The organism is Streptomyces sp. SCSIO 30461 (assembly GCF_037023745.1).
In the GTDB taxonomy this organism is placed as follows: domain Bacteria; phylum Actinomycetota; class Actinomycetes; order Streptomycetales; family Streptomycetaceae; genus Streptomyces.
This window is the reverse complement of the sequence record NZ_CP146101.1, coordinates 4,612,569-4,635,617: the sequence shown is the minus strand read 5'-3', so window position 1 is coordinate 4,635,617 and position 23,049 is coordinate 4,612,569. Positions and strand designations below refer to the sequence as shown.

Here is a 23,049-nt window from a genome sequence, read left to right as displayed (position 1 = left end):
CATGACGGCGACACAGGAACTCTCCGGCTCGGCGAGCGCCGGCATCCGCGCGTCGGGGGAACTGGCAGAGCGGGTGCGCAAGGTCCTGCCCAGGGCCGCGTACGAGTTCTACGCCACCGGGTCGGACGAGGAGATCAGCACGGGCGAGGCGGTGGCCGCCTGGCGCGGCCGGCGGCTGCTGCCACGCGTCCTGCGCGACGTCTCGTCCGTCGACACGGGCCTCGACCTGCTGGGGACCAGGCTCGCGTCGCCGGTGCTCGCCGGCCCGACGGCCTTCCACCGCATGGCGCACGACGAGGGCGAGACGGCCACGGCGGCGGGCGTCGCCGCGGCCGGCTCGCTGCTCGTGCTCTCCTCCCGCGCGACCCGCCACCCGGAGGACGTCGCCGCGGTGGCCGGGCCCTGGTGGTACCAGGTGTACTGGCTGCGGGACGCGGAGATCACCCGCCGCCAGGTCGATCGGGCTGTCGCCGCCGGCGCGCGGGCCTTGGTGCTGACGGTCGACGCCCCGTACGTGCCGCCCCGGGCGACTTCGGGACTGCCGCTGCCCCTGCCCGAGGACGACGAGCTGTGCCGCTCGGTGGGCATCGGCACCCGGCTGCCCGGCTGGGAACAGGACCCTTCGCTGGGTCTGGACGCCATCGGCCGGCTGCACCAGATGTCAGGGCTGCCCGTCCTGGTCAAGGGGGTATTGCGGGCCGACGACGCCAGGGCGTGCGTGGCCGCGGGCGCGGCCGGGTTGATTGTCTCCAACCACGGCGGCAGGCAGCTGGACCGCGCGGTCTCCTCCGCGGACGCCCTCCCCGCTGTCGCGGCGGCGGTGGGCACCGAGGTCCCGGTCCTCGTCGACGGCGGCATCCGCACCGGCACCGACGTGCTGGTAGCCCTCGCCCTGGGCGCCCGGGCCGTCCTGCTGGGCCGTCCCGTCGTCTGGTCCCTGGCCCTCGGCGGCGCCGTGGGCGTCACCACCCTCCTGGACTCGTACCGCGCCCAACTCGCCACGTCCATGGCCCTCGCCGGCTGCGCCCGGCTCGCGGACATCGACGGGGAGCTGCTGTATGGAGGGCCCTGACTCGCTCTGCACATGACCGTACCGATCGGCCGCGACGCAGGCTGCGCGGCCGGCAGTGGCCACCCATGGCCGCCACCCACCACCCCGAACAGGCATCGAACGACCCCCGAAACGCCGAAGATCCCGCCCGATCTTGCGATCGGACGGGATCTCGTCAACGTCCTTGAGAGCTACTCAAGAACAGTCGTCTGTGGGGTGTTCACGAGTGGGGATGACGTGCATCAACGAGGCCACTTGGAGATCGCTTCCCAGATCACCAGAGATCGTTTCCCGGTGGGCCGACGGCAGGGACCGAGAAGCCGGAGCTGCCACAGATACGGGATCACTGAGCCTTTTCCAACCTCAGGTCGAGGCGTGGTGAAGGCCGAGCGCGGTCTTCACGAGGCCGTTCCCGGTGGCCCTCACCAGGGATGGGCCCCTCGTCGTTCAGGAAGCACGGATCGCCCGATCGATCTCCGCGCCGGTGCGAGCCACGACGACGGGCCACTCGTCCCTGAGAGCGGCAGGCAGACGGTCACGGTCCTCGTCCCGCTGAATCATGGTTGGTCCGCCCGGAACGACGAGCACGGCATCCAGCCGGCGCAGCAGGACGGCCAGGAGGTCCATGATTCCGCCGCCTCAGAAGCGGTTGAAGGTGATGTTGTCCGGGCTGGAGAAGAACACACCCGCCTCCTCCCTTTCCGCCGTACGGACCTGCAGGAAGTTCGTCCGGGGGTCCCGTGCCACCACATAGGGGTCGAGGACCTCGTGCGCAGCACTCATGTCCAACGGCGTCGGCTCGCCGTTCTCGAACCGGCACACGGAGATGTCGAAACTCATGGAGCCTTTCTATCCTCAGGTCGAGGCATGGTGAAGGAGGACGACTGCCTACCTCAGTCTGTGCAGTTCAGGTGCAGGGTGAGGATGGCCTGGACGAGCCTGGTGATGTGATTGGTGCTGCAGCGGAGTTTGCGTAGCAGGCGCCAGGTCTTCAGGGTGGCCATGCCCCGCTCGCCCAGGGCCCGGATGCGTGCGTGGGCGATGTTGACGGCTTGCTGACCTGCGGACAGTCGCTCCCACCGGCCGCGGAAGGGCACCCGGACGGCGCCGCCGGCGCCCTGGCCTACGCCGAAGCCGGCCGCAAGCTGGGCATAGGTGTGCCCGCAACGCAGGGGGGCCAGGGCCAACAGGGCCTGGCGGCCCGTGGTCAGCCGCCGCCAGCGGGCGCCACGCTCGCGGCGATGGGCACGCAGCCGGGCGGACAGGAAGCGCAGAGCGGAACTCGACACGTCGATCCCCGCCGGGTAGACAAGCATGTGAAGCCTCTGGCGGAGCGGTTCTCTTGGTCGAAATCCCATCTACCAGGGGCTTCACTGCGCTGTCAGCCCAACTGACCATCATGGACACCAGGTTGGAAAACGCTCACTGGCGCCAAAGGTTCCCCCTTGGATAGGCCGTTCGGATCACCGGCCGGCGCGCCCGCTCGGGTGAAGATCGGCACCTTGCGTTGATCAGCAGGACGGCGTTGTGCTCGAACTACTGAGGTTGAACTCGCGATAGCGGGCGGGTTGGTCATGGCGGTTCGATGAACAGGCCGGTCTCGGCGAGGCAGCCGTCAAGCAGGTGCGGGCGGTACTGGATCTTCTTCAGCTTGCGCTTCATGACGCGGACGAGGTGATCGAGGTTGGCGGCGGCGAAGTTCTCCAGCGACCGTTTGAGCAGCGACCACACTCCCTCGGCCGGGTTAAGGTCGGGAGCGTAGGAGGGCAGCTGGAACACCCTCAGCCACTCTTCGTTCTCCGCGATGAAGTCCGCGAGCTCGCCGGTCAGGTGGACAGTGAAGTCGATCCGGGGCGCGGTTCCGGTCTTGTCGACCGGTCCGTTTCCCCAGACCGCTTCCCGCACCCGGCGTGCCCGTTTCCGAGCACCAGGCGCTCCACAAGTCCTGTTCAGGATACGTGTGTTGTCCTCATTCCAGGCTTGGCCACGGGTTCGGGATGACTGTTCCCCGGTAGCGATAACGCGTGGTGGTCACCTTGGCCGGGTTGAACAGCGGCCTTTCCTCCGAGGCCGGCCACCATCCGACATCGCAGTAGCGGCGGCGGAGGTCCTTCCAGGTGGACCGGCGGTGTTTGTGGCGCAACCAGCCCCCGACCTGGCGCCACGTGTAGTAGCTCAGGTAGGCGAAGGTGCGGCTGGACACGCCGGGCCGGAAGTAGACGCACCAGCCCTTGAGCGCCGGGTTGAGCTGACGCAGCAGGGCATCGAGCGGCTGGCTCGTGTCCGTCGTCCGGCACATCGTCCTGACTTTGCCCGTCATGGCCTTGAGAGTGCGATTCGCGCCGTGATGCCGGGTTTGGTGTCGCTCGATGGGGTGACGTTGGAGCATGTCTGCTGGTCAGGCGTTCGGGGTTCGCTTGGGTGGCCGGATGAGTGACCGCAAGCCGTACCCGAGTGATCTCACCGACGAACAGTGGTAGTTGGTCGAGCCCGTGATCAGTGCCTGGAAGGCCGAGCACCCCTCGGCCACCGGTCACCGGTCACCAGGGTAGATACGCGATGCGGGAGATCGTCAACGCGATCCTCTACCAGAACCGCACCGGCTGTCAGTGGCAGTACCTGCCGCACGATCTGCCGCCGAAGAGCGCGACGTACTACTACTTCGCCGCCTGGCGCGAGGACGGCACCGACCAGACCGTTCACGACCTCCTGCGCTGGCATCTGCGCGAGAGCCGGAAGCGATTAGCCGACCCGAGCCTGGTGGTCCTGGACACCCAGAGTATCCACGCGGCTGTCGGTGTCCCGGCCGGTACGACGGGCAAGGACGCCTCGAAGAAGGTGCCGGGCAGGAAGAGATGCCTGGCCGTGGACGTGCTGGGCCTCGTCGTCGAGGCCGTCGCCCTGCCGGCGTCCGCGCACGACAGCACCGCCGGCACCACCCTTCCCTCCTGGAGGAACGCGTGAGCGAGATCCCCCAGTTCAAGGCCGTACTGGCCCACGTCGAGGCCCGGGAGAGCGAGGTCACCGGGCAGGCTGGCCGACTCCGGGACCAGATCGCCGAACTCACCACACGCCTACGCGAGTTCGAAACCGAGAGCGAGCATCTGCAGATCACCCGCAAGACCCTCCTCAGCCTCCCCGCACCGGCACCGGTCGACGACCCACTCCGCGCCGAGGTGCCAGAACACCCCGCCTACCAGCAGATTCTCACGACCCTCGCCGACACCGGCCATCCGATGCGGGCCCGCGACATCTGCGAGGCCCTCGACCTGCCGATCCTGCCGAAGAACACCGAGGGCATCCGGTCCAAGCTGAAACGCCTGGTCGACCGCGGCATCCTCACCGAACCCGAGACCGGCCTGTTCACACAGCCCCACCCTTGAGCACCAGCCCACCGAGCAGGGCACCTCACCCAGACCTCATCGCGAAACAGGCATCACGGCGCGAACCGCACTCTGAAAAGGGGGAGCTGACAGGTCCGAATCCTGTCGACCGGGGCAAGTACGGCTCGAAGATCCACTTGATCACCGAGCGGACCGGTCTGCCCCTGTCTGTCGGAATCTCGGGGGCGAATCTGCACGACAGTCAGGCCCTGATCCCGCTGGTGAAGGGGATACCGCCGATCCGTTCCCGGCGCGGACGTCGTCGGCGCAGACCGGGGAAGCTCCACGCTGACAAGGGTTACGACTACGACTACAGTACCTCGCGAACAGCGGGGTGCCGGATCACATCCTGGCCGCGTGGGCCGGTCACACGAACGCGGCGTTCACCAAGCGGAAGTACGTCCATGTTGATGTTGAGGACATGCGTGCCGCGGCGTCCGCGTGGGACGGCTTCCACAGCGAACATACCGACCGGTCGTGAGCGATTGTGAGAAATTGCCGCTTGTTGACCTTAGGAAACACGGTCTGAACAGGTGGTTTTCGTGGCGACGTAGAACAGTACACGGATTCTACTGGCGGATTGCGCAGGCCGGTGCGCCGCCCCGGTTTGTGGCTTGCTACGAGGGCTTCGCGGTCGCATCCGCGGTCAGTGTGCCTTCGGCGGCGGCGAACGGGAAGCTCACCCGATCGCCTTCGCGCACCATCGCGGACCATCGCGGTGATGATCCGTTGGATCACGTCGAGCGCGGAGTCCGTGGCGGGACCGGCCTGCTTGATCGCCGCTCGCAGCGTCGTCCACGAGTCGGTGATTGAGCGCTGCGTGGAGGCTGCCGAGGTCAGCAGGTCGGCTATGAGAGCGCTGCGGTCTCCCCGTCCGGCTCGCCCGTGAACGGGACGGGGTAGGGGAGCAGCTCGGGCCGTTTGGCAGGCCTTCCGTCGCCCGAGGAGCGCCCGGTGAGCCGACGCCCGATCCAGGGCAGCAGGTACTCCCGCGAGAAACGCAGATCCGCCGTCCGCCGGGCGGCCCAGCCGGCGGGTACGGCCGGGGGCAGCGGCTCCCGCCAGTCCTCCTCAGGCGCGAGCCCCAGGGTCTGCCACACGGCCTCGGCGACCCGGCGGTGACCCTCGGCGGTCAGGTGCAGCCGGTCCACGTCCCACAGGCGCTGGTCCCCGAGCACCGGGGCTCCGTACAGGTCCACCACGAGCGCGCCGTGCCGAGCGGCGATTGCGTCGATATGGGTGTACAGCTCCTCCATGCGCGGGCGGAAGCGCTCCATGACCGGCCCGTTGCGGCCCGGACTGCGCATGAGCACCAGCCGGCCGCACGACGGGGCCAGTCGTTCCACCGCCTCGTCGAGCAGTCCCCGCACCCTGCCCATGTCGCACTTGGGGCGCAGGGCGTCGTTGAGCCCGCCGACCAGGGTCACCACATCCGCGTTCATCGTCGCCGCACGGTCCACCTGCTCGTCGACGATCTGCCCGATGAGCTTGCCGCGGACTGCGAGGTTCGCGTATCGGAAACCGGGAGTGCGGGCCGCGAGGCGTGCCGCCAGGAGATCGGCCCAGCCCCGGTACGAGCCGTCGGGGCGGAGGTCGGACATGCCCTCGGTGAAGGAGTCGCCGATCGCGACGAAGCTGGCGTACTTGGCAGGTATCTCCATGGCGAGGGGATCATACCGTGCGGTATGTCGCGTGGGTTCCGTGTGTCACCCGACGTCTGCCGTCGGTACGGGGGTGCTGCCGTGGTGGAGGGCGTTCCGCCCGCTGCGAGGGGTCGGGGGCGTGAACCCGCGCGCTGGGTCTCGGTCGGTCGCTCACAGTTCGGTAATGTCGCGTACATGTCGAATCTACTGAGCGCCGCTTTCTGGACCGCCACGGCCGAACGCGCCATCCGCACCTTCGCCCAGTCGCTCGCCGCGGTGCTCGTAGCCAAGGCGACAAGCCTGTTCGACGTCGACTGGCCCGCCGCCCTCGCGACGGCGGGCCTCGCCACGCTGCTCTCCGTACTCACGGCCATAGGCGCCTCAGGAGTGGGTGGGCGCGGCCCCGGTATCACCGAGACCACGGACCGCGCCCCCTCGGCCCGGACCAAGTCCTAGGGTGTGTTGCGAAAGTAGCTCCGTCCGCCCGCAGGGCGGGGCCTGCGGCGTCTGGTGCGTGCGATCGCAAGGCGGAGGATCATCCTCGTACTGATCTTCTAGACGCTCTGCCCTGGTGTACCGACCAGCTCGCGCAGGACGTCCTCCATCGTGACCAGCCCGGCCGGTTCGCCGTCTTCGTCGAGGACCGCGGCGAGATGCGTCCGGCTGCGGCGCATCGCGGTCAGTACGTCGTCGAGCGGGGTCTCGGCCCGTACCCGGGCGATCGGGCGCAGCGCCGTGACCGGGAACGGCATATCGCGCGGAACCTCGTCCAGGGCATCCTTCACATGCAGGTATCCGAGGATCCGGCGCGTGCCGTCCAGGACCGGGAAGCGGGAGAAGCCCGACTCCGCGGACAGTCGCTCCAGTTGCTCCGGAGTGGTGCCGACCTGGGCGTAGACCACGTGCTCGACCGGCACCACGACCTCACGAACCGGTCGGCGCCCCAGCTCCAGTGCGTCGTGCAACCGCTCGGCGGCGCGGTCGTCCAAGAGCCCCGCGTCACCCGAGTCGCGCACCATCCGGGCCAGCTCGTCGTCCGAGAACGTCGCGGACACCTCGTCCTTGACCTCGACCCGCAGCAGCTTGAGCAGGGCGTTGGCGAAGGCGTTGATCGAGAAGATCACCGGGCGCATCGCCCGCGCCAGCGCCACCAGCGGAGGGCCGAGCACCAGCGCCGTACGGGTCGGCTCGGCGAGCGCGATGTTCTTCGGAACCATCTCGCCCAGCAGCATGTGCAGATACGTCGCAACCGCCAGCGCGATCACGAACGAGATCGCGTGTACCAGCCCGTTGGGCACCCCGACGGCGTCGAAGACCGGCTCCAGCAGATGCGCGATCGCCGGCTCGGCCACCACGCCCAGCACCAGCGTGCACAGGGTGATCCCGAGCTGTGCCGCGGCCAGCAGCGCCGAGACGTGCTCCAGACCCCAGATGACGCTGCGCGCCCTGCGATCTCCCTCCTCGGCCTTCGGCTCGATCTGGCTCCGGCGCACCGAGACCAGGGCGAACTCGGCGCCGACGAAGAAGGCGTTGACGACCAGCGTCAGAAAGGCGATGAAGAGCTGGATCGCGATCATCGCGCGCACCTCCCGCCCGCGTCGTCGTCCGCCGACGGGTCGGCGCTCGCCGAGGGCAGCGGCGCGTGCAGCAGCACCCGCGCCGCCCGCCGTCCGGAGGCGTCCACGACATCGAGCCGCCAGCCCGCGAGCTCGGTGGTGTCGCCGACGGCGGGTATCCGGCCGAGCGTGCTGGCGATCAGACCTGCCAGCGTCTCGTACGGGCCGTCGGGCACCCGCAGCCCGATCGCCTGGAGCTGGTCGGTGCGGGCGGCGCCGTCGGCGGACCACAGAGCCCGCCCGTCCGCGTCCTCGCCCGCCCGGGCCAGGTCCGGGGTCTCGTGCGGATCATGCTCGTCGCGCACCTCGCCGACGACCTCTTCCACGATGTCCTCCAGGGTGACCACCCCGGCGGTCCCTCCGTACTCGTCGATCACCACGGCCATCGTCCGCTTGGTGGACAGCCGGTCCAGCAGCCGGTCCACGGTCAGCGTCTCGGGCACCAGCACCGGATCCCGCAGCAACTCCACCACCGGATGCCGGGTCCGCTGCGCCGCCGGAACGGCGAGCACGTCCTTGATGTGGGCGATCCCGATGACCGTGTCCAGGTTTTCCCGGTACACGGGGAAACGCGACAGTCCGGTCGCCCGGGTGGCATTGGCGACGTCCTCCGCGGTCGCCCGCGACTCCAGGGCGGTGACCTGGACGCGCGGGGTCATCACGTTCTCCGCCGTGAGACCCGCGAGGTTGAGTGTGCGGACGAAGAGCTCGGCGGTGTCCGGCTCCAGCGCGCCCTCCTTGGCGGAGTGTCGGGCCAGGGCGACCAGCTCCTCGGGGGTGCGCGCCGAGGCGAGCTCCTCCGTCGGCTCGAACCCGAAACGGCGCACCATGCGGTTCGCCATGTTGTTCAGATGGCCGATCAGCGGGCGGAACGCGGCGGAGAACGCCCGCTGCGGCGTGGCGACGACCTTGGCGACCGCGAGCGGTGACGAGATCGCCCAGTTCTTGGGGACCAGCTCGCCGACGACCATCAGCACGATCGTGGACAGTGCCGTACCGATGACCAGGGCCAGGGACGAGGCGATGGAAGCGGAGACGCCGATCGCCTCCAGCGGACCCGTGATCAGCTTGGCGATGGAGGGCTCCGAGAGCATGCCCACGACCAGATTGGTCACCGTGATACCGAGCTGGGCCCCGGAGAGCTGGAAGGTGAGTCCGCGTACCGCCTTCAGGGCACTGGCCGCGCCGCGCTCGCCCCGTTCCACGGCGCGCTCCAGGTCGGGGCGCTCGACCGTCGTGAGTGAGAACTCCGCCGCGACGAACGCTCCACAGGCGAGGCAGAGCAGCACCGCCACGAGGAGCAGGAGCACTTCGGTCATCGGTTCACCTCCGTCCCATGATCGGTCGGTGGGAGGAGGAACGCTCGGTATCCGAGGTGGTGATTGCTACTGGGAGGCTCGCCCATGGGCGGACGCTCACACCTTTCGTTCGAAGGCGAATAGTTGCGGCCATAGTAAAGGATCGGCAAAGCAGAAGGTGATGCCGCCCCTTGTCGGCGCCCATCCGGGTGCGATTCGTTCCTGTGGGAGCGGCTTCACCCAGCGCCCCCACTGCGCCTGAGGGGCATAGCCGGCCGCACGCCACGCGGTGTGCGCATTCTCGTCGGCATGCAGCACCATGGCGTCCGCGCGCCTCCCATCGAGTGCTGCGAAGCGCTCCTCCGCCGCCGTGAGCAGCGCGCGGGCGACACCGCGGCGCCGCTGCTCCGGCAGCACCGCAAGCCGGTACAGATGGCAACGCCACCCGTCGAACCCGGCGATCACCGTGCCCACCAGATCTTCCCCGCGCTCCGCCAGGATCAGTGCGTCGGCGTCCCGGGCGATGAGCCGCTCGACTCCGTCCAGGTCGTCGCTGATGCTGGTGCCTTCGGCGACAGAGCTCCAGAACGCGAGCACGGCGTCGAGGCCGGAGGGAGTCGCGGAGCGCATACGAAGACCATTCATGGCCGCAATCCCATCACCGGCGCCTGTGACCGGTCGATGAGATTCCGGGATGTGGACCGAATCGCTCCCGCGGGCCGTATCGGCGCTCGCGTCACCGCGCCGCCCCCGGACCCGCAGCCGTCGCCCGAACCCGGCATCCCTCGCAGACCTCGCGGAGCTGTCCCGGCGCGTCGATGAGCCGAACGCGAAACGGACCGACTGCCCACGAAGCAGGAACCGGCCGATGCGCTGCGGGTCTTCGCCGATCAGCTGGACAGGAGCCCGGCGAGAAGGGTGAGTGGCCCATCGACCGGACAGGACCCGGCAGCTCGGCGTGTGCGACGTCGGCGATTCAAGGCGGCCCGCGCAGGAGGCTCAGGAGCCGGATCACCCCGCCCCGTCCGCATCACCCGCCCCGGCCGGGCCGTCGGGTGCGAACGGACGGCGCGCCACGCCGAGCACGGTGAACGAGGAGGGGAGCCTCGGCCCCTTCTCGGGGATGTACAGCGACCGGTAGGCGCCGATCTCGAAACCGGCCTGCTTCATGGCGGCAACCGGCTCCCGGGCAGTGTGACAGCCGCCGAACAGCAAAGGCCACACCGTGCGGTCGACTGCCCGCTGCGTGGCTGCCGTGAACCGCCCGGGAGCTCGGCCGTGTTCGAGGAAGCGCAGCTCACCGCCCGGCCGCAGCACCCGCCGGACCTCGCTGAGCGCCCGGGCGGCATCCCGTACCGAGCACAGCACCAGGGACACCACGGCCCCGTCGAACGCCTCGCTCTTCACCGGCAGAGCCTCGGCCGCGCCAGGCACCACATCGACCGGCACATCGGCGTTTCGCGCAGCGGTCATCGCCAACCGCCGCAGCACACGTTCCGGTTCGATCGCCACCACCTCGGAAACCGCGGCCGGGTAGTGCGCGAAGTTCAGCCCATTGCCGGCGCCGATCTCGATGATCCTGCCGGACAGGCCCGACAGCAGCTCGTCGCGGTATTGCGCGACCCCGGCTCTGGTGTCGGCCGCGACGCTCATCCTGGCGTAGAAACGGGCGAACAGCGGGTGGTGGACGGTATCCCTGGGCACTTTCGGCGCGCGCGACGTCATCGTGGCCTCCTTGGACGACCGGTACGGTGATTCTCCCCCCGGACCGCCCGGATCAGCCGATCTCGCACGCGCAAAAGCAGAATTCGTTGCCTTCCGGGTCGCGCATCACCTGGAAAGCGCCCTGCTCATCGCTGACGACGCCGCCGACAAGCGAGGCACCGAGCCGCACGGCAGCGGCGGACGCGGCCGTGATGTCGCCCGCTTCCAGGTCCAGATGCAGCCGGTTCTTGACCTGCTTGCCCTCCGGCACACGCTGGAACGCCACGCGTGCGAACCCTGGAGGCTCGACATAGGCCCAGTCCGGATCCCGCTCCACCGGATCGCCGCCGAGCAGCCCCGCCCAGAACCGGACCAGGGCCGCGGGCTCGGCGCAGTCGAAGACGACCTCGTTGACCCTCGCGCGCACCGACTCGGCATCCACCACGTCAGCCTACTGCGCCGCCGTGAAGTCGTCCGCGTCCCACATCCCACCGAGTACGGGGGCGAGCCAGGACGGTGCGCCGCGCCGGAACGCGTCGGGCGCCAACCCGCCCGCGCCATCGGGCACCGCGCCGATCAGCGCGGCGCCCGAGGTCGCAGGGAGGTCGACGAGGTTGCATCGCGCGGCGAGGCCCGGTTCGGCCGGCCAACTGCCGATCACGACTCCCAGCGGCTCCAACGAGCGCGCGCGCAGCGCCTCGGCGGTGAGCTGAGTCGCGTTCAGCGTGCCGAGTCCGGCGGTCGTGACGACCAGCACCGGCGCCTTCAGCAGGCCGGCGGCGTCGGCGAGCGTCCCGCCCGTGTCGTCAAGGCGTACGAGTAGACCGCCTGCGCCCTCGACCAGTACGAGGTCGTGCTCGGTGGCGAGCTTGTCGGCGGCCTCCGCGACCTCCTGCGGCCCGACGGTCGCGAGGCCCGCACGGCGCGCTGCGGTGTTCGGGGCCAACGGCTCCGGGAACCGTGAGAGCTCGACCGCCGTCACTCCGGGGCCCGCGAGCCGCGCCGCCTCATGGGCGTCCCCGGGCTCGCCGGGTTCCAGCCCGGTCTGCGCGGGCTTGAGTACGGCGACCTTCAGGCCCTTGGCCGCGGCCAAGGCGGCCAAGGCCGCGGTGACCACGGTCTTGCCGATCTCGGTCCCGGTTCCGCTGACGACGATGACACCCATGCCGTTCCTCGTTTCCTCGCCTTCGTTCTTCCGCGGTCACCCGGCCTCACCGGTTCAGCCCGCGGTCGCCGCCGCGCGCACCGCCCGGCCGATCAGGGCCAGATCCTCGTCGCTCGTGACGAACGGCGGCATCGTGTACAGCAGATCGCGGAAGGGGCGGATCCAGACGCCCTCGCGGACCGCCGCCCGGGTCGCGGCCTCCATGTCCACCGGATGGTCGAGCTGAACGACCCCGATGGCCCCGAGCACCCGGACGTCCCGGACTCCGGGGAGCGTGCCGGCCTCGGCGAGCCCCGCGTGAAGTCCCGCCTCGATCCGCTTGACCTCGCGGGCCCAGTCCTGGCCGAGCAGCAGGTCGATCGACGCGCAGGCAACGGCCGACGCGAGCGGGTTGCCCATGAACGTCGGACCGTGAGCCAGCACAGGGATCTCGCCCTGTGAGATGCCGTCGGCCACTCGTGGGGTGCACAGTGTCGCCGCCATCGAGAGGTACCCTCCGGTGAGCGCCTTGCCCAGGCACATGACATCGGGGGACACCGCAGCGTGCTCCGCCGCGAAGAGCGCGCCCGTACGCCCGAAGCCCGTGGCGATCTCGTCGAACACGAGCAGCACGTCGTTGGCGTCGCAGGCCTCCCGCAGCACCCGCAGATACTCGGGGGAGTGGAAGCGCATCCCGCCCGCGCCCTGGACCACGGGCTCCACGATCACCGCCGCCAACTCATGGGCGTGGCGGGCGATGAGCTCACGCAGCCGGTCCGCGTACACCTCTTCGAAGCCTGACGGCGGGGCGTCCGCGAAGATCTGACGCGGCAACACCCCCGACCACAGCTGGTGCATTCCGCCGTCCGGGTCGCACACCGCCATCGGTTGCCAGGTGTCTCCGTGGTACCCGCCGCGCCAGGTCAGCATCCGATGCTTCTCGGGCCGTCCCACCGAACGCCAGTACTGCAGGCACATCTTCACCCCGACCTCGACCGCGACCGAACCGGAGTCGCACAGGAAGACATGCCGCAGCGGTTCCGGGGTGATCTCGACCAGCCGGGTGGCGAGCCGGACGGCGGGCTCATGGGTGAGCCCGCCGAACATCACATGGCTCATCCGTGCGAGCTGGTCGCGCACCGCCTCGTCGAGGACGGGGTGCTGGTAGCCGTGGATGGCCGACCACCAGGACGACATGCCGTCGACCAGCTCCCGCCTGCCCTCGGCCGGTCCGGCGAGCCGCAGCCGTACCCCGGACGCCGACTCGACGACGAGCGGATCCGTACGGCCCGGCATCGGGCCGTACGGATGCCAGACATGCGCCCGGTCGAGCTCGACCAGGCTTCTTACCTCGTCGCTACGCATTCGGCGCGAGGTCCGTACCGGCACCACGGCGCCGCACCGAGACCAGGTCCGGGCGCGCCCCGGCGGTGTCGGGAGCAGCCGCCGCCGGTGTGGACGCGCCGCCGCAAGGTCCGCAGCCACCGTCGCTGTCACCGTGTGACGAGCCGCAGCCGCCGTCACCGTGGGCGGAGCCGCAGGCGCCGCCACCGCCGCCGTGCGACGAGCCACAGCCGCCGGCGGCAGCCGCGGCCATCGCGTCAGCCCGGTGCTCGGGCAGCGTGGTCGTGTCCGCGCCCTCCACCTCGAAGCCCGCGTCCGCGATCATGTCGAGGTCCGCCTGGCCGGCCTGTCCCTCGCTGGTCAGATAGTCGCCCAGGAAAATCGAGTTGGCGAGGTGCAGCGCCAGCGGCTGGAGCGAACGCAGCTGCACCTCCCGGCCACCGGCGAGCCGTACCTCCACATCCGGGCAGACGAAACGCACCATGGCGAGGATCCGCAGCGCCCGCTGGGGCGTGAGGTTCCACTCCCTGGCCAGCGGCGTGCCCTCGAACGGGATCAGGAAGTTGACGGGCACCGAGTCCGGGTCCAGCTCGCGCAGCGCGAACACCACGTCGACCAGGTCCTCGTCGCTCTCACCCATACCGGCGATAAGACCCGAACAGGCCGAAAGGCCCGCGGCATGCGCCTTCTGGACGGTGTCCACGCGGTCGGCGTACGTGTGCGTGGTGGTGATGTCCCCGTAGGTGCCCTCGGAGGTGTTGAGGTTGTGGTTGTAGGCGTCCGCGCCCGCCTCCCGCAGTCGCTCCGCCTGTCCGTCGGAGAGCAGCCCCAGGCAGGCGCAGACCTCGACGCCCTCGTTCTCCGCCTTGATGGTCTCGATCGTCTTCGAGACCCGGTCGACGTCGCGGTCCGTCGGTCCCCGGCCGCTCGCCACCAGGCACACCCGCTTCGCGCCACCCGCGACGCCCGCCGCTGCGGCCCTCGATGCCTCATCGGGCTTGAGCCAGGTGTACTTGAGGATGTCGGCCTTGGAACCGAGGCGCTGCGAGCAGTACGAGCAGTCCTCGGGGCACAGACCGGACTTCAGGTTCACCAGATAGTTCAGCTTCACCCGCCGTCCGAACCACTGGCGGCGCACCTTGCCGGCCGCGGCCACCACATCGAGCAGATCGTCGTCGGAAGTCGCCAGTACGGCGAGGGCTTCTTCACGGGTCGGCAGCTCACGCCGCAGGCCCTTGTCCACCAGCGTGTTCAGGAGGTCCATGGCGGAGATCCTCGCGTACCGGGCGCCTGTCGGCCAAGGAGGAACCGGACAACACACACGGATTGAGGTGTGTGTATGGCCACACTCTGACCTTTACCGCGCGGCGCTAGGGTCTGTTCGCTGCCTACAAAAGGACCGCACTGCCATGCCTCAGGCCATGCTCAAGGATCCGTTCGATTGGACCGACGAGGCTGCGCGGCTGCGCGCGGACGCCGGTCTCGTCCGTACCCTGCGCCCGCGCCCGGTCGACGATGCCCTGCTCGACCTTGCGAGCAACGACTATCTCGGGCTCACCCGCAGGCCGGAAGTCACTGCTGCGGCAGGCGAAGCCGCCGACCGTTGGGGCGCGGGAGCCACCGGATCGCGGCTGGTCACCGGAACCACGGCGCTGCACGCCGAACTCGAAGCGGAGCTGGCCCGTTTCTGCGGGTTCGAGGCCGCGCTGGTGTTCTCCTCCGGCTACGCGGCCAACCTCGCCGCGCTCACCGCGCTCAGCACACACGGGTCCCTCATCGTCTCGGACGCGGCGAACCACGCCTCCATCGTCGACGGCTGCCGACTCGCCCGGGCCGAGACGGCCGTCGTCCCGCACGCCGACCCGGAGGCGGTGCGCAAGACCCTCGACGCGCACCCCGGGCGGCGCTCGCTCGTCGTCACGGACTCGGTCTTCTCGGTGGACGGAGACGCGGCGCCGCTCACCGCGCTCGCCGCGGCCTGCCGCGCGCACGGCGCCGCGCTGGTCGTCGATGACGCGCACGGCCTCGGGGTACTCGGCGACGGCGGCCGGGGCGCGCTGCACGCGGCGGGGCTCGCGGGCGCGGTCGACGTGCTCGCCACCATGACCCTCTCCAAGTCATTGGGCAGCCAGGGTGGAGCCGTGCTCGGCCCGGCACGGGTCATCGCCCACCTGGTCAACGCCGCGCGGACGTTCATCTTCGACACCGGCCTCGCACCCGCGGCGGCGGGCGCCGCGCTGGCGAGTCTGCGTCTGATCGAGCGCGAGCCGGAGCTGGCGGACCGGGCCCGCGCCGTGGCGGCGACGCTCCATGAACGCCTCACCGACGCAGGGCTCACGGCCGCCCGCCCCGACGCCGCGGTCGTCTCCGTAAGGGCGCCGTCAGCGGAGTCTGCCGTGCGTTGGGCGGCCGACTGCCGCGCCGCGGGTCTCGCCGTCGGTTGCTTCCGGCCGCCGTCCGTGCCGGACGGTATCTCGCGGCTCAGGCTGACCGCGCGCGCCGACCTCACGGAGCGGCAGTTGGACGAGGCGATCGCCGTCATCCTGGGCGCCGCGCCGGGCCGCTGAGGTCCTCACCGGCGACCGTGGTCCGTGCCACGGTCGCCGTGGTCCGTGCCACGGTGCTCGGAGTCAGGCATCGGGTCGCCGAGGTCCGACTGCTGCCCTCGACGGTCGAACTTCCGCGCCATGCCGAGTGGTAGAACCCCCCACAGCATGACGCAGACGAACAGGGTCGCGGCGGCAGCGGTGACCCCCTCGGGCGTACCGTGCACCACGTCGACCACCAGGAGCACCGCCGAGGTCAACGCCAGGGTGAGCACGGCGAGCCCCATTCCGGCCAGCCGCGAGGAGACCGAGACGATCTCCTTTTTGGCACCCCTGCGGAACAGCCCGCGGTGGACCGCGGCGGGGGCGGTGAACAGCGCCGCGGCCACCACGGCCAGCATCAGCGTCGTCACATAGGTGCCGCGCTGGAACGAGTCGAGTGAGGGGAACCGGGCCGTGAAAGCCAGAGTCAGCAGAAAGGCGAAAAGGATCTGCACGCCGGTCTGGATGACCCTCAGCTCTTGCAGGAGCTCGGCGAAATTGCGGTCCGCCCGCTCGGTCTCGGTCTCGTCCCGCGCGATGCGGGCTTCCTCATCGTCCATATGGTATGAGTAACCCACACTATGCACGTTGTGTCCTGTTGCCGGCGGCGGCCGGCGACAGCCGTCCTGCTCGGTCAGCCCACGCGCCCGTACCGCACACCCTTCGACCAGATCTTGGTCAGCTTGACCACGGAGCCGGTCTTGGGGGAGTGCCAGATCTTCCCTGCGCCCGCGTAGATCCCGACGTGGTAGACCTGCCCGCCGTGATGGAAGAACACCAGATCACCCTTCTGACGGCTTGACGCCGCGATGTGGCGCGTCCGGTTGTACTGCGCCTGTGCGGTGCGAGGGAGGCTCCTGCCGGCCTTCCGGTACGAGTAAAGAACAAGGCCCGAGCAGTCGAAGCTGCTGGGGCCGGTGGCGCCGTACCCGTAGGGTGCGCCCTTCTTGGAAGCGGCCACCTTCAGGGCCTTGGCCGCGTGCGCGGCGGCCGCATGGGCTTCCGGGGCGCCGCCCGGTACGAGCAGCGAGCCGCCGACAGCGGCGAGCGTGACAGCGGAGACGGTACCCGTCCGCGCGAACAGGGACGGACTGTATGCATGCGCAGTCATGCGCAACCCTTCGTCAGCCGCCTGTGAAGGATGACCTGTCGGGTTCGGGCTGGCGAAGGTGCCCGGCCGCGAGCGCGGCTTCACCCCGAGGTCCGCCCGGATATGGCGGCCGGACCGTACTGCCTGGGTCCTCCACTCCTGCCGAAAGCACTCATGTCGACTCAGGCATCCGGGGCGGCGGCAGGACTCGGCGTCCGCCCGGACCGCCCCGCCGTGGTGGCGGGGGCTTGTCGTCCCAGCGATCTTGACGCACGAACTGCCGGATCTCCTCGTCGAAACGGCATTTCGTGAAGCTCCTCACCGCTCATCCAATCAGGTGGAGGACCCCATTCGGCCGTGCCGGCCGCTACCGCTGCAGGCGCCGTACCTGCGGCATAACGCCGCCTTGCATCGGATGGCCCATCGGGGAACGCAACTTGCCGGGCGCATGAGCGGCGGAATCGAGTGAGCCGGTTGGCCGACACCCACTCGTACGCGTGCGCCACGCCGCTGACGGCTCCTCGGCCACCTCAACTCCTGGATTCCGGTGGAAGGGTGATGCGGGCGGTGCGCCGTTCCCCGCCAAGCACCCGCAGGGCGCGCGTCAGTGTGGGTGCGTGCAGTTCGCTCTCCCCGCGCGCGTGCATCAGCGCGAGGGCGTCCCGGAGTGCATCCGCCCTTGCGGCCAGTGCCTGCGCGGCGCGCAGCGCCCCGTATGTGTGCGTGCCGTGTGCCGGGTTGATGCGTCCCAGCTGGTCGACGACTTCGAGGTAGCGGTCGATGACCTGGCCTTCGGCGCGGGTCAGCGCCGGCAGCGGCGGCAGTTCGGGCGGCAGCACGGCTCGTTCACCGTGTCCCGGACGAAGCCGCCGATGCCTTGCGGTTCTTGATGACATGGTCGATCAGGCCGAAGTCCTGCGCGGAAGCCGCGTCGAAGACCGTGACGCGGTCGAGCGTCTCGCGGACGCTTTCGTCGCTCTGCCCGGTGTGGCGTACGAGCATGGCGGCGATCTGATCGTGCATCCGCAGCAATTCCCGGGCCTGGATGTCCAGATCGGACGGCTGCCCCCGCATCGGCTCGGGCAGCGCGGGCTGCTGGACCACGACCCGGGCTCCCGGCAGCGCCATGCGCTTGCCGGGGGTGCCCGCGGCGAGGAGTACGGCGGCCGTGGAAGAAGCCTGCCCGATGCAGGTGGTGACCACGTCGCAGCCCACCACCTGCATCGTGTCGTAGATGGAGGTCATCGCACTGATGGGGCCGCCGGGCGAGTTGATGTAGAGCTGGATGTCCTGCTCGGGGGCGGCGTATTCGAGGTAGAGCAGTTGGGCGACCACGTCGCTGGCCGCGGTCTCGTCGATCGGCGTGCCGAGGAAGACGATGCGCTCGCCCAGCAGTTTCGAGTACGGGTCCAGGGTGCGGATTCCGGACGTGGTCCGCTCGTGGAACTCCGGAAGCACATAGCGGGCCTGTGAACGCTGCATCGCACATCTCCATCCGTAAAAAATGTACAGGACGTACAGACGACTATGATGGGGAGCATGGCCTACGAGATTCCGGTGACGCAAGCGCGGGCAGAGCTCGCCGATTTGATCAACCGCGTCGTGTACGGAGGCGAGCGGGTGGTCGTCACCCGGCATGGAAAGCCGCTCGTCGCCCTGGTCTCCGCCGCTGACCTGGAACGACTCAAGGCGCTTGAGGACGCGGAGCAGCCCGTGGGCGGGTCGGCGATCGCCTCGGTCTCGACGCTTCGCCCGCCCGCCCCGTCCGCTACCGGCGAACGGGGCAGGTTCGGTATCGCGGCGGAGCACCGCGACCCGGGTGCCGATTCCTGAGACGCGAGAGAACCGCGTGCCCCCGTCCGCTACAGCGGGGGCACGCGGCCGTTGTGGAGGGCGGTCGAACGCCCTGGCTGTCCCGGGTCAGGCCGTCGGCGCAGCGTCCGGGACCGGCTGCCGCGCGGGGCTCTGCACCCGGCGGCGTCCGCCGATCAGGACCGCGGTCAGTCCCAGTAGGGCCCAAAGGGTCAGGACGATCGCGGGTGAGGCGGCTCCGGCGCCGTCGAAGAAGGTCACCGACCGCAGCAGCGAACCACCCGCGCCCGGAGGCAGCCACTGGCCTATCAGGCCGGCCGGCTCGGGCAGCAGCTCCGGCGCGGTGCCCACGCCCGAGAACGGGTTGCCGATCAGCATGATCAGCAGGGCGCCGAGGCCGATCCCCTCGCGTCCCAGCACCGCGGCGAGCCCGGCGATGCCCCCGCCCACGGCGAGCACGGTGAGCGTCAGTACCCCGGCCTCGGTCCACCAGGCACCGGTGAGTGCGCCGAGCCAGCTGTGGGCGATGGCGGTCGCGACGAGTCCGGACAATGCGGCCGTGCCGCTCAGCGCGGTCGCCGCACGCCATCCCCGCAGGCCGAGCAGGGTCACCGAGGCTCCGGCCGCGATACCGGCCAGTGCGAGGGGCAGGATGCTCGACGCGAGGGCGCTGCCCCGGGGGTCGTCGGGGGACGCGGGGACGACGTCCTCGATCACGGGTCGGGTGCCCTCGGGAGCCGCCATGGCGGCGGACTCCTTGAGCAGTGCCGCCACGACAGGGCTCGCGGCCGAGGCCGTCAGCACCTTCGGGCCATCGGTGGTCACCACCATCGCGCCGTATACATCGCGGTCCTCGATCGCCTCACGGGCGGCGGCCTCGTCGTCGTAGTGACGGATCTCGAAGGCTTCCTCGTGCTGAGCGAGGTTCTGCTCCAGCTGGGCCGTGGCGGCTGCCGGGCCCGCGACGCCGATCGGCAGCTCGTTCGGCGCCATCCGGGCGGCGGGCCAGGCGAAGGCCCACAGCGCCAGGGAGACGAGGACGGGGACGAGCACCATCACCGCGATCATGGGGCGTATGCGGCGAGCGGGCGGTGTCGCGGGGGACAGGGCGGGCATGGGCTCCTCGATTCCAGCTCAAGAGAAGGATCGTTCGTTTTACGTCGCTGACGCCAATGTGGGGCAAGCGTGACCCCTTGTCAAGAATGAACGTTCGTTTTAAATTGGGATCATGGCTCGTGTATCCCAGGAACACCTCGACGCCCGCCGCCGTCAGATCATTGACGGCGCCGCGCGCTGCTTCGCCCGCAACGGCTTCCACGCCACCTCGATGCAGGATGTCCTCAGCGAGGTCGGACTCTCGGCAGGCGCTGTCTACCGGTACTTCAGGGGGAAGGACGAACTCATCGTCGCCATCGCCGAGGAAGCCTTCGGCGGCGTGCGCGCGGCCTTCTACGAGGCTGCCGAAGCGACGCCGGTGCCGACTCCCGACATCCTGTTGAGCCGCTTGCTGCGCAGACTCTTCGAGGAGCTGGCACCCGGCGGCGGAGGCCGGGCGTCCGCCGGGCTGATCATCCAGGTGTGGACCGAGGCGCTGCGCAACGAGCGGCTGAGCGGGATGCTGGACGGTGCGTTCGCCGACATGCGCGGGGCCTGGGCGCGGCTTGCCGACGCCTACCGGGACAGCGGCATCCTCCGGGCAGACGTGGCGTCCGAGGATCTCGCGCAGACGCTGATGGCCGCGGCCCAGGGGTTCATCGCCCAGAAGGCGCTGTTCGGTGACGTGGACGTCCGGGTTCTGGAGAACGGGCTGCGCGGGCTGATGTCCATGCAACTGCCAAAGATCAGTTAACGTGCCGGAAAAACTTCCGCCCTAACGTTCAAACTCCTGGCCACGAAGCATCACGCCGCCGTCGACGGCTGGTGGGGTGGGAGGCCGCGGTCGGCTCCCCGGCCGAACGGGCCCCGACCGGATCGAGCTTGTGAGGTGGAAGCGTGCAACTGACCCCGCACGAGCAGGAACGCCTGCTCGTCCATGTGGCCGCGGACGTCGCGGACAGGCGCCGGGCCCGAGGCGTGAAGCTCAACCACCCCGAAGCGGTGGCCCTGATCACCTCGCACATCCTCGAAGGGGCCAGGGACGGTCGTACCGTCGCCGAACTCATGGCCTCCGGACGCAAGGTGCTCACCCGGGACGACGTCATGCCGGGCATCCCCGAGATGATCCACGACGTCCAGGTGGAGGCGACCTTCCCGGACGGCACCAAGCTCGTCACCGTCCATGCCCCGATCGTCTGACCGGGGGTGCCGACGATGATCCCCGGAGAGATCCTCCATGCCGACGAGCCCGTCGTGCTCAACGAAGGGCGGGACGTGATCCTGCTGACCGTGCTCAACGCCGCCGATCGGCCCGTCCAGGTCGGTTCCCACTACCACTTCGCGGAGGTCAATCCGGGCCTCCGCTTCGACCGGGCCGCGGCGCATGGCCGTCGGCTGCACGTCGCCGCGGGCACCGCCGTGCGCTTCGAGCCGGGTATCCCGGTCGAGGTCGCACTCGTACCGCTCGCCGGACTGCGCGCGGTGCCCGGTCTGCGCGCCGAGACGGGAGGGCCGCTCGATGGCTGACAACACCGGGCACACCGGACGCTCGGCGACCACCGTGGCGCTGTCCAGGGCCAGGTACGCGGATCTCTTCGGTCCCACCACCGGGGACCGGATCAGGCTTGCCGACACCGCGCTGCTGGTCGAGATCGAGGAGGACCGTTCGGGCGGCCCGGGACGCGCCGGGGACGAGGCCGTCTTCGGCGGTGGCAAGGTGATCCGGGAGTCGATGGGCCAGGCTGCCACCACCCGGGCGGAAGGCGCACCGGACACCGTCGTCACCGGCGCGGTGATCATCGACCACTGGGGCGTTGTCAAGGCCGACATCGGCATCCGAGACGGCCGTATCACCGGCATCGGGAAGGCCGGAAACCCCGACACGATGGACGGTGTCCATCCGGGTCTGGTCATCGGCCCCGAGACCGAGATCATCGTCGGCAACGGCAGGATCGTCACAGCCGGGGCGATCGATGCCCATGTGCACTTCATCTCGCCGACCCTGATCGACCAGGCGCTCGCCTCCGGGATCACCACGCTGGTCGGCGGCGGCACCGGACCCGCCGAAGGCACCAAGGCCACCACGATCACACCCGGCTCCTGGCATCTCGCCCGGATGTTCGAGGCCCTGGAGCACAGCCCCGTCAACATCGGGTTGCTCGGCAAGGGCAACACCGTCTCGCGCGAGGCGATGTACGCCCAGCTGCGCGGAGGCGCCATCGGTTTCAAGATCCATGAGGACTGGGGTGCCACCCCCGCCGCCATCGACGCCTGCCTGACCGTCTGCGACGAGACCGGCGCCCAGCTCGCCATCCACACGGACACCCTGAACGAGGCGGGGTTCGTCGGCGACACCCTGGCGGCCATCGCGGGCCGTACCATCCACGCCTACCACACCGAGGGTGCGGGCGGCGGCCACGCACCGGACATCATCACGGTCGTTTCCGAGCCGTACGTGCTGCCCAGCTCCACCAATCCGACCCGCCCGCACACCGTCAACACCATCGAGGAGCACCTCGACATGCTGATGGTCTGCCACCACCTCAACCCGGCCGTCCCCGAGGACCTGGCCTTCGCCGAATCGCGCATCCGGCCCTCCACCATCGCCGCCGAGGACGTGCTCCACGACCTCGGCGCGATCTCCATCATCTCCTCGGACTCCCAGGCCATGGGCCGCATCGGCGAAGTGATCCTGCGGACCTGGCAGACCGCGCACGTGATGAAGCTGCGCCGCGGCGCGCTGCCCGGAGACGGCCGCGCCGACAACCTCCGGGCTCGTCGCTATGTCGCCAAATACACGATCAACCCGGCCGTGGCGCAGGGAATGGACCGCGAGATCGGCTCGGTCGAGCAGGGCAAGCTCGCCGATCTCGTGCTCTGGGAGCCCGCCTTCTTCGGCGTCAAACCCCAACTCGTCATCAAGGGCGGCCAGATCGCCTACGCGCAGATGGGCGACGCCAATGCCTCCATCCCCACCCCGCAGCCGGTGCTGCCTCGCCCGATGTTCGGCGCCACCGGACGAGCCCCGGCGGCCAACTCGGTCAACTTCACCACCGAGCAGGCGATCGAGGACGACCTCCCCGGACGTCTCGGCCTCGGTAAACCCTTCACGCCGATCCACAGCACCCGCCGGGTGACCAAAGCGGACATGCGGGAGAACGCCGCCCAGCCGCACGTCCGGGTCGACGCGGACACCTTCACGGTGACGATCGACGGCGAAACGGTCGAACCGGCGCCCGCGGAGGTGCTGCCCATGGCCCAGCGGTACTTCCTGTTCTGAT

At 69.9% G+C, this 23,049-nt stretch carries 27 protein-coding genes, 3 pseudogenes and 1 riboswitch; of the genes and pseudogenes, 11 read left to right on the top strand and 19 right to left on the bottom strand.

From position 1 onward, the window contains the following. The first annotated feature begins 1 nt into the window (after position 1). Positions 2–1,072: an alpha-hydroxy acid oxidase gene (locus tag V1460_RS20605; RefSeq protein WP_338675120.1), complete on the top strand. Its 1,071-nt coding sequence runs from the start codon at positions 2–4 to the stop codon at positions 1,070–1,072. Positions 1,073–1,498: 426 nt separating this feature from the next. Here the strand turns inward: V1460_RS20605 and V1460_RS20600 are convergent, their stop codons facing one another. The 5 genes from V1460_RS20600 to V1460_RS20580 form a co-directional block, all read right to left on the bottom strand. Beyond that, positions 1,499–1,678 (bottom strand): hypothetical protein, encoded by a 180-nt coding sequence (locus tag V1460_RS20600; RefSeq protein WP_338675119.1) that lies wholly within the window; start codon positions 1,676–1,678, stop codon positions 1,499–1,501. A 12-nt stretch (positions 1,679–1,690) separates the two neighbouring features. Next, the gene (locus V1460_RS20595; RefSeq protein WP_338675118.1) at positions 1,691–1,891 is read right to left on the bottom strand and encodes a hypothetical protein; all 201 of its coding nucleotides are present in this window, start codon (positions 1,889–1,891) and stop codon (positions 1,691–1,693) included. A 53-nt stretch (positions 1,892–1,944) separates the two neighbouring features. Then, positions 1,945–2,367, bottom strand: a complete 423-nt coding sequence (locus V1460_RS20590; RefSeq protein ID WP_338675117.1) for a transposase family protein — start codon at positions 2,365–2,367, stop codon at positions 1,945–1,947. A gap of 256 nt (positions 2,368–2,623) precedes the next feature. After that, positions 2,624–2,956 (bottom strand): transposase, encoded by a 333-nt coding sequence (locus V1460_RS20585; protein ID WP_338675116.1) that lies wholly within the window; start codon positions 2,954–2,956, stop codon positions 2,624–2,626. A 64-nt stretch (positions 2,957–3,020) separates the two neighbouring features. Continuing rightward, positions 3,021–3,371 carry a group II intron maturase-specific domain-containing protein gene (locus tag V1460_RS20580; RefSeq protein ID WP_338675115.1) on the bottom strand — a complete coding sequence of 117 codons (351 nt, stop codon included), beginning with the start codon at positions 3,369–3,371 and terminating at the stop codon, positions 3,021–3,023. Between the two features lie 160 nt (positions 3,372–3,531). On the opposite strand from V1460_RS20580, the pseudogene V1460_RS20575 reads away from it, so the two are divergent. The 3 genes and pseudogenes from V1460_RS20575 to V1460_RS20565 all read left to right on the top strand — a co-directional run. Beyond that, positions 3,532–3,994: pseudogene (locus V1460_RS20575) on the top strand (transposase); the annotation flags it as partial. A 17-nt stretch (positions 3,995–4,011) separates the two neighbouring features. Next, on the top strand, positions 4,012–4,434 hold the full coding sequence (locus V1460_RS20570) for a hypothetical protein (RefSeq protein WP_338675114.1): 423 nt from the start codon (positions 4,012–4,014) through the stop codon (positions 4,432–4,434). An 80-nt stretch (positions 4,435–4,514) separates the two neighbouring features. Further along, a pseudogene (locus V1460_RS20565) lies at positions 4,515–4,742 on the top strand (transposase); the annotation flags it as partial. Between the two features lie 540 nt (positions 4,743–5,282). Here the strand turns inward: V1460_RS20565 and V1460_RS20560 are convergent. Further along, positions 5,283–6,095 carry an SGNH/GDSL hydrolase family protein gene (locus V1460_RS20560; RefSeq protein WP_338675113.1) on the bottom strand — a complete coding sequence of 271 codons (813 nt, stop codon included), beginning with the start codon at positions 6,093–6,095 and terminating at the stop codon, positions 5,283–5,285. 177 nt (positions 6,096–6,272) lie between these two features. Here V1460_RS20560 and V1460_RS20555 point away from each other — a divergent pair, with 177 nt between their 5' ends. After that, positions 6,273–6,533 (top strand): holin, encoded by a 261-nt coding sequence (locus V1460_RS20555; protein WP_338675112.1) that lies wholly within the window; start codon positions 6,273–6,275, stop codon positions 6,531–6,533. Between the two features lie 98 nt (positions 6,534–6,631). Here V1460_RS20555 and V1460_RS20550 read toward each other — a convergent pair whose 3' ends face one another. The 8 genes and pseudogenes from V1460_RS20550 to bioB form a co-directional block, all read right to left on the bottom strand. Beyond that, complete coding sequence (locus V1460_RS20550; protein WP_338675111.1) at positions 6,632–7,654, bottom strand: hemolysin family protein; 1,023 nt, start codon at positions 7,652–7,654, stop codon at positions 6,632–6,634. After that, positions 7,651–9,012, bottom strand: coding sequence for a hemolysin family protein (locus V1460_RS20545; protein ID WP_338675110.1), 1,362 nt, complete (start codon positions 9,010–9,012; stop codon positions 7,651–7,653). Before V1460_RS20545 ends, V1460_RS20550 begins: the two co-directional genes overlap by 4 nt. 207 nt (positions 9,013–9,219) lie before the next feature. Next, positions 9,220–9,645, bottom strand: a pseudogene (locus V1460_RS20540) (GNAT family N-acetyltransferase); the annotation flags it as partial. A gap of 357 nt (positions 9,646–10,002) precedes the next feature. Continuing rightward, positions 10,003–10,716, bottom strand: a complete 714-nt coding sequence (locus tag V1460_RS20535) for a class I SAM-dependent methyltransferase (RefSeq protein ID WP_338675109.1) — start codon at positions 10,714–10,716, stop codon at positions 10,003–10,005. Positions 10,717–10,768: 52 nt separating this feature from the next. After that, positions 10,769–11,122, bottom strand: a complete 354-nt coding sequence (locus V1460_RS20530) for a VOC family protein (protein ID WP_338678134.1) — start codon at positions 11,120–11,122, stop codon at positions 10,769–10,771. A gap of 24 nt (positions 11,123–11,146) precedes the next feature. Next, positions 11,147–11,860: a dethiobiotin synthase gene (bioD, locus tag V1460_RS20525; RefSeq protein WP_338675108.1), complete on the bottom strand. Its 714-nt coding sequence runs from the start codon at positions 11,858–11,860 to the stop codon at positions 11,147–11,149. A 54-nt stretch (positions 11,861–11,914) separates the two neighbouring features. Further along, the gene (locus V1460_RS20520; protein WP_338675107.1) at positions 11,915–13,204 is read right to left on the bottom strand and encodes an adenosylmethionine--8-amino-7-oxononanoate transaminase; all 1,290 of its coding nucleotides are present in this window, start codon (positions 13,202–13,204) and stop codon (positions 11,915–11,917) included. Further along, entirely contained in the window at positions 13,197–14,447 is a 1,251-nt protein-coding gene (bioB, locus tag V1460_RS20515) for a biotin synthase BioB (protein ID WP_338675106.1), read from the bottom strand. The genes V1460_RS20520 and bioB overlap by 8 nt, the downstream gene beginning before the upstream one ends. A 157-nt stretch (positions 14,448–14,604) precedes the next feature. Between bioB and V1460_RS20510 the strand changes: the two genes are divergently transcribed. Further along, positions 14,605–15,750 carry an 8-amino-7-oxononanoate synthase gene (locus tag V1460_RS20510; RefSeq protein ID WP_338678132.1) on the top strand — a complete coding sequence of 382 codons (1,146 nt, stop codon included), beginning with the start codon at positions 14,605–14,607 and terminating at the stop codon, positions 15,748–15,750. A gap of 5 nt (positions 15,751–15,755) precedes the next feature. Here V1460_RS20510 and V1460_RS20505 read toward each other — a convergent pair whose 3' ends face one another. The 4 genes from V1460_RS20505 to V1460_RS20490 form a co-directional block, all read right to left on the bottom strand. Next, positions 15,756–16,331 carry a DUF6328 family protein gene (locus V1460_RS20505; protein ID WP_338675105.1) on the bottom strand — a complete coding sequence of 192 codons (576 nt, stop codon included), beginning with the start codon at positions 16,329–16,331 and terminating at the stop codon, positions 15,756–15,758. Positions 16,332–16,405: 74 nt separating this feature from the next. After that, on the bottom strand, positions 16,406–16,882 hold the full coding sequence (locus V1460_RS20500) for a C40 family peptidase (RefSeq protein ID WP_338675104.1): 477 nt from the start codon (positions 16,880–16,882) through the stop codon (positions 16,406–16,408). A 3-nt stretch (positions 16,883–16,885) separates the two neighbouring features. Beyond that, positions 16,886–17,042: riboswitch (cyclic di-AMP (ydaO/yuaA leader) on the bottom strand. Positions 17,043–17,391: 349 nt separating this feature from the next. Beyond that, on the bottom strand, positions 17,392–17,700 hold the full coding sequence (locus tag V1460_RS20495) for a hypothetical protein (RefSeq protein WP_338675103.1): 309 nt from the start codon (positions 17,698–17,700) through the stop codon (positions 17,392–17,394). A 7-nt stretch (positions 17,701–17,707) separates the two neighbouring features. Further along, positions 17,708–18,343 (bottom strand): ATP-dependent Clp protease proteolytic subunit, encoded by a 636-nt coding sequence (locus V1460_RS20490; RefSeq protein WP_338675102.1) that lies wholly within the window; start codon positions 18,341–18,343, stop codon positions 17,708–17,710. Between the two features lie 57 nt (positions 18,344–18,400). Here V1460_RS20490 and V1460_RS20485 point away from each other — a divergent pair, with 57 nt between their 5' ends. After that, positions 18,401–18,694: a type II toxin-antitoxin system Phd/YefM family antitoxin gene (locus V1460_RS20485; RefSeq protein WP_338675101.1), complete on the top strand. Its 294-nt coding sequence runs from the start codon at positions 18,401–18,403 to the stop codon at positions 18,692–18,694. 87 nt (positions 18,695–18,781) lie between these two features. Here V1460_RS20485 and V1460_RS20480 read toward each other — a convergent pair whose 3' ends face one another. Further along, positions 18,782–19,789 carry an ABC transporter permease gene (locus V1460_RS20480; RefSeq protein ID WP_338675100.1) on the bottom strand — a complete coding sequence of 336 codons (1,008 nt, stop codon included), beginning with the start codon at positions 19,787–19,789 and terminating at the stop codon, positions 18,782–18,784. A gap of 112 nt (positions 19,790–19,901) precedes the next feature. Between V1460_RS20480 and V1460_RS20475 the strand changes: the two genes are divergently transcribed. The 4 genes from V1460_RS20475 (at position 19,902) to V1460_RS20460 (ending at position 23,048) form a co-directional block, all read left to right on the top strand. Then, positions 19,902–20,522 carry a helix-turn-helix domain-containing protein gene (locus V1460_RS20475; protein ID WP_338675099.1) on the top strand — a complete coding sequence of 207 codons (621 nt, stop codon included), beginning with the start codon at positions 19,902–19,904 and terminating at the stop codon, positions 20,520–20,522. Positions 20,523–20,665: 143 nt separating this feature from the next. Next, positions 20,666–20,968 carry an urease subunit gamma gene (locus V1460_RS20470; RefSeq protein WP_338675098.1) on the top strand — a complete coding sequence of 101 codons (303 nt, stop codon included), beginning with the start codon at positions 20,666–20,668 and terminating at the stop codon, positions 20,966–20,968. A gap of 15 nt (positions 20,969–20,983) precedes the next feature. Beyond that, positions 20,984–21,295, top strand: coding sequence for an urease subunit beta (locus tag V1460_RS20465; protein WP_338675097.1), 312 nt, complete (start codon positions 20,984–20,986; stop codon positions 21,293–21,295). Beyond that, positions 21,288–23,048 (top strand): urease subunit alpha, encoded by a 1,761-nt coding sequence (locus tag V1460_RS20460; RefSeq protein WP_338675096.1) that lies wholly within the window; start codon positions 21,288–21,290, stop codon positions 23,046–23,048. Before V1460_RS20465 ends, V1460_RS20460 begins: the two co-directional genes overlap by 8 nt. Position 23,049 lies beyond the last annotated feature (1 nt).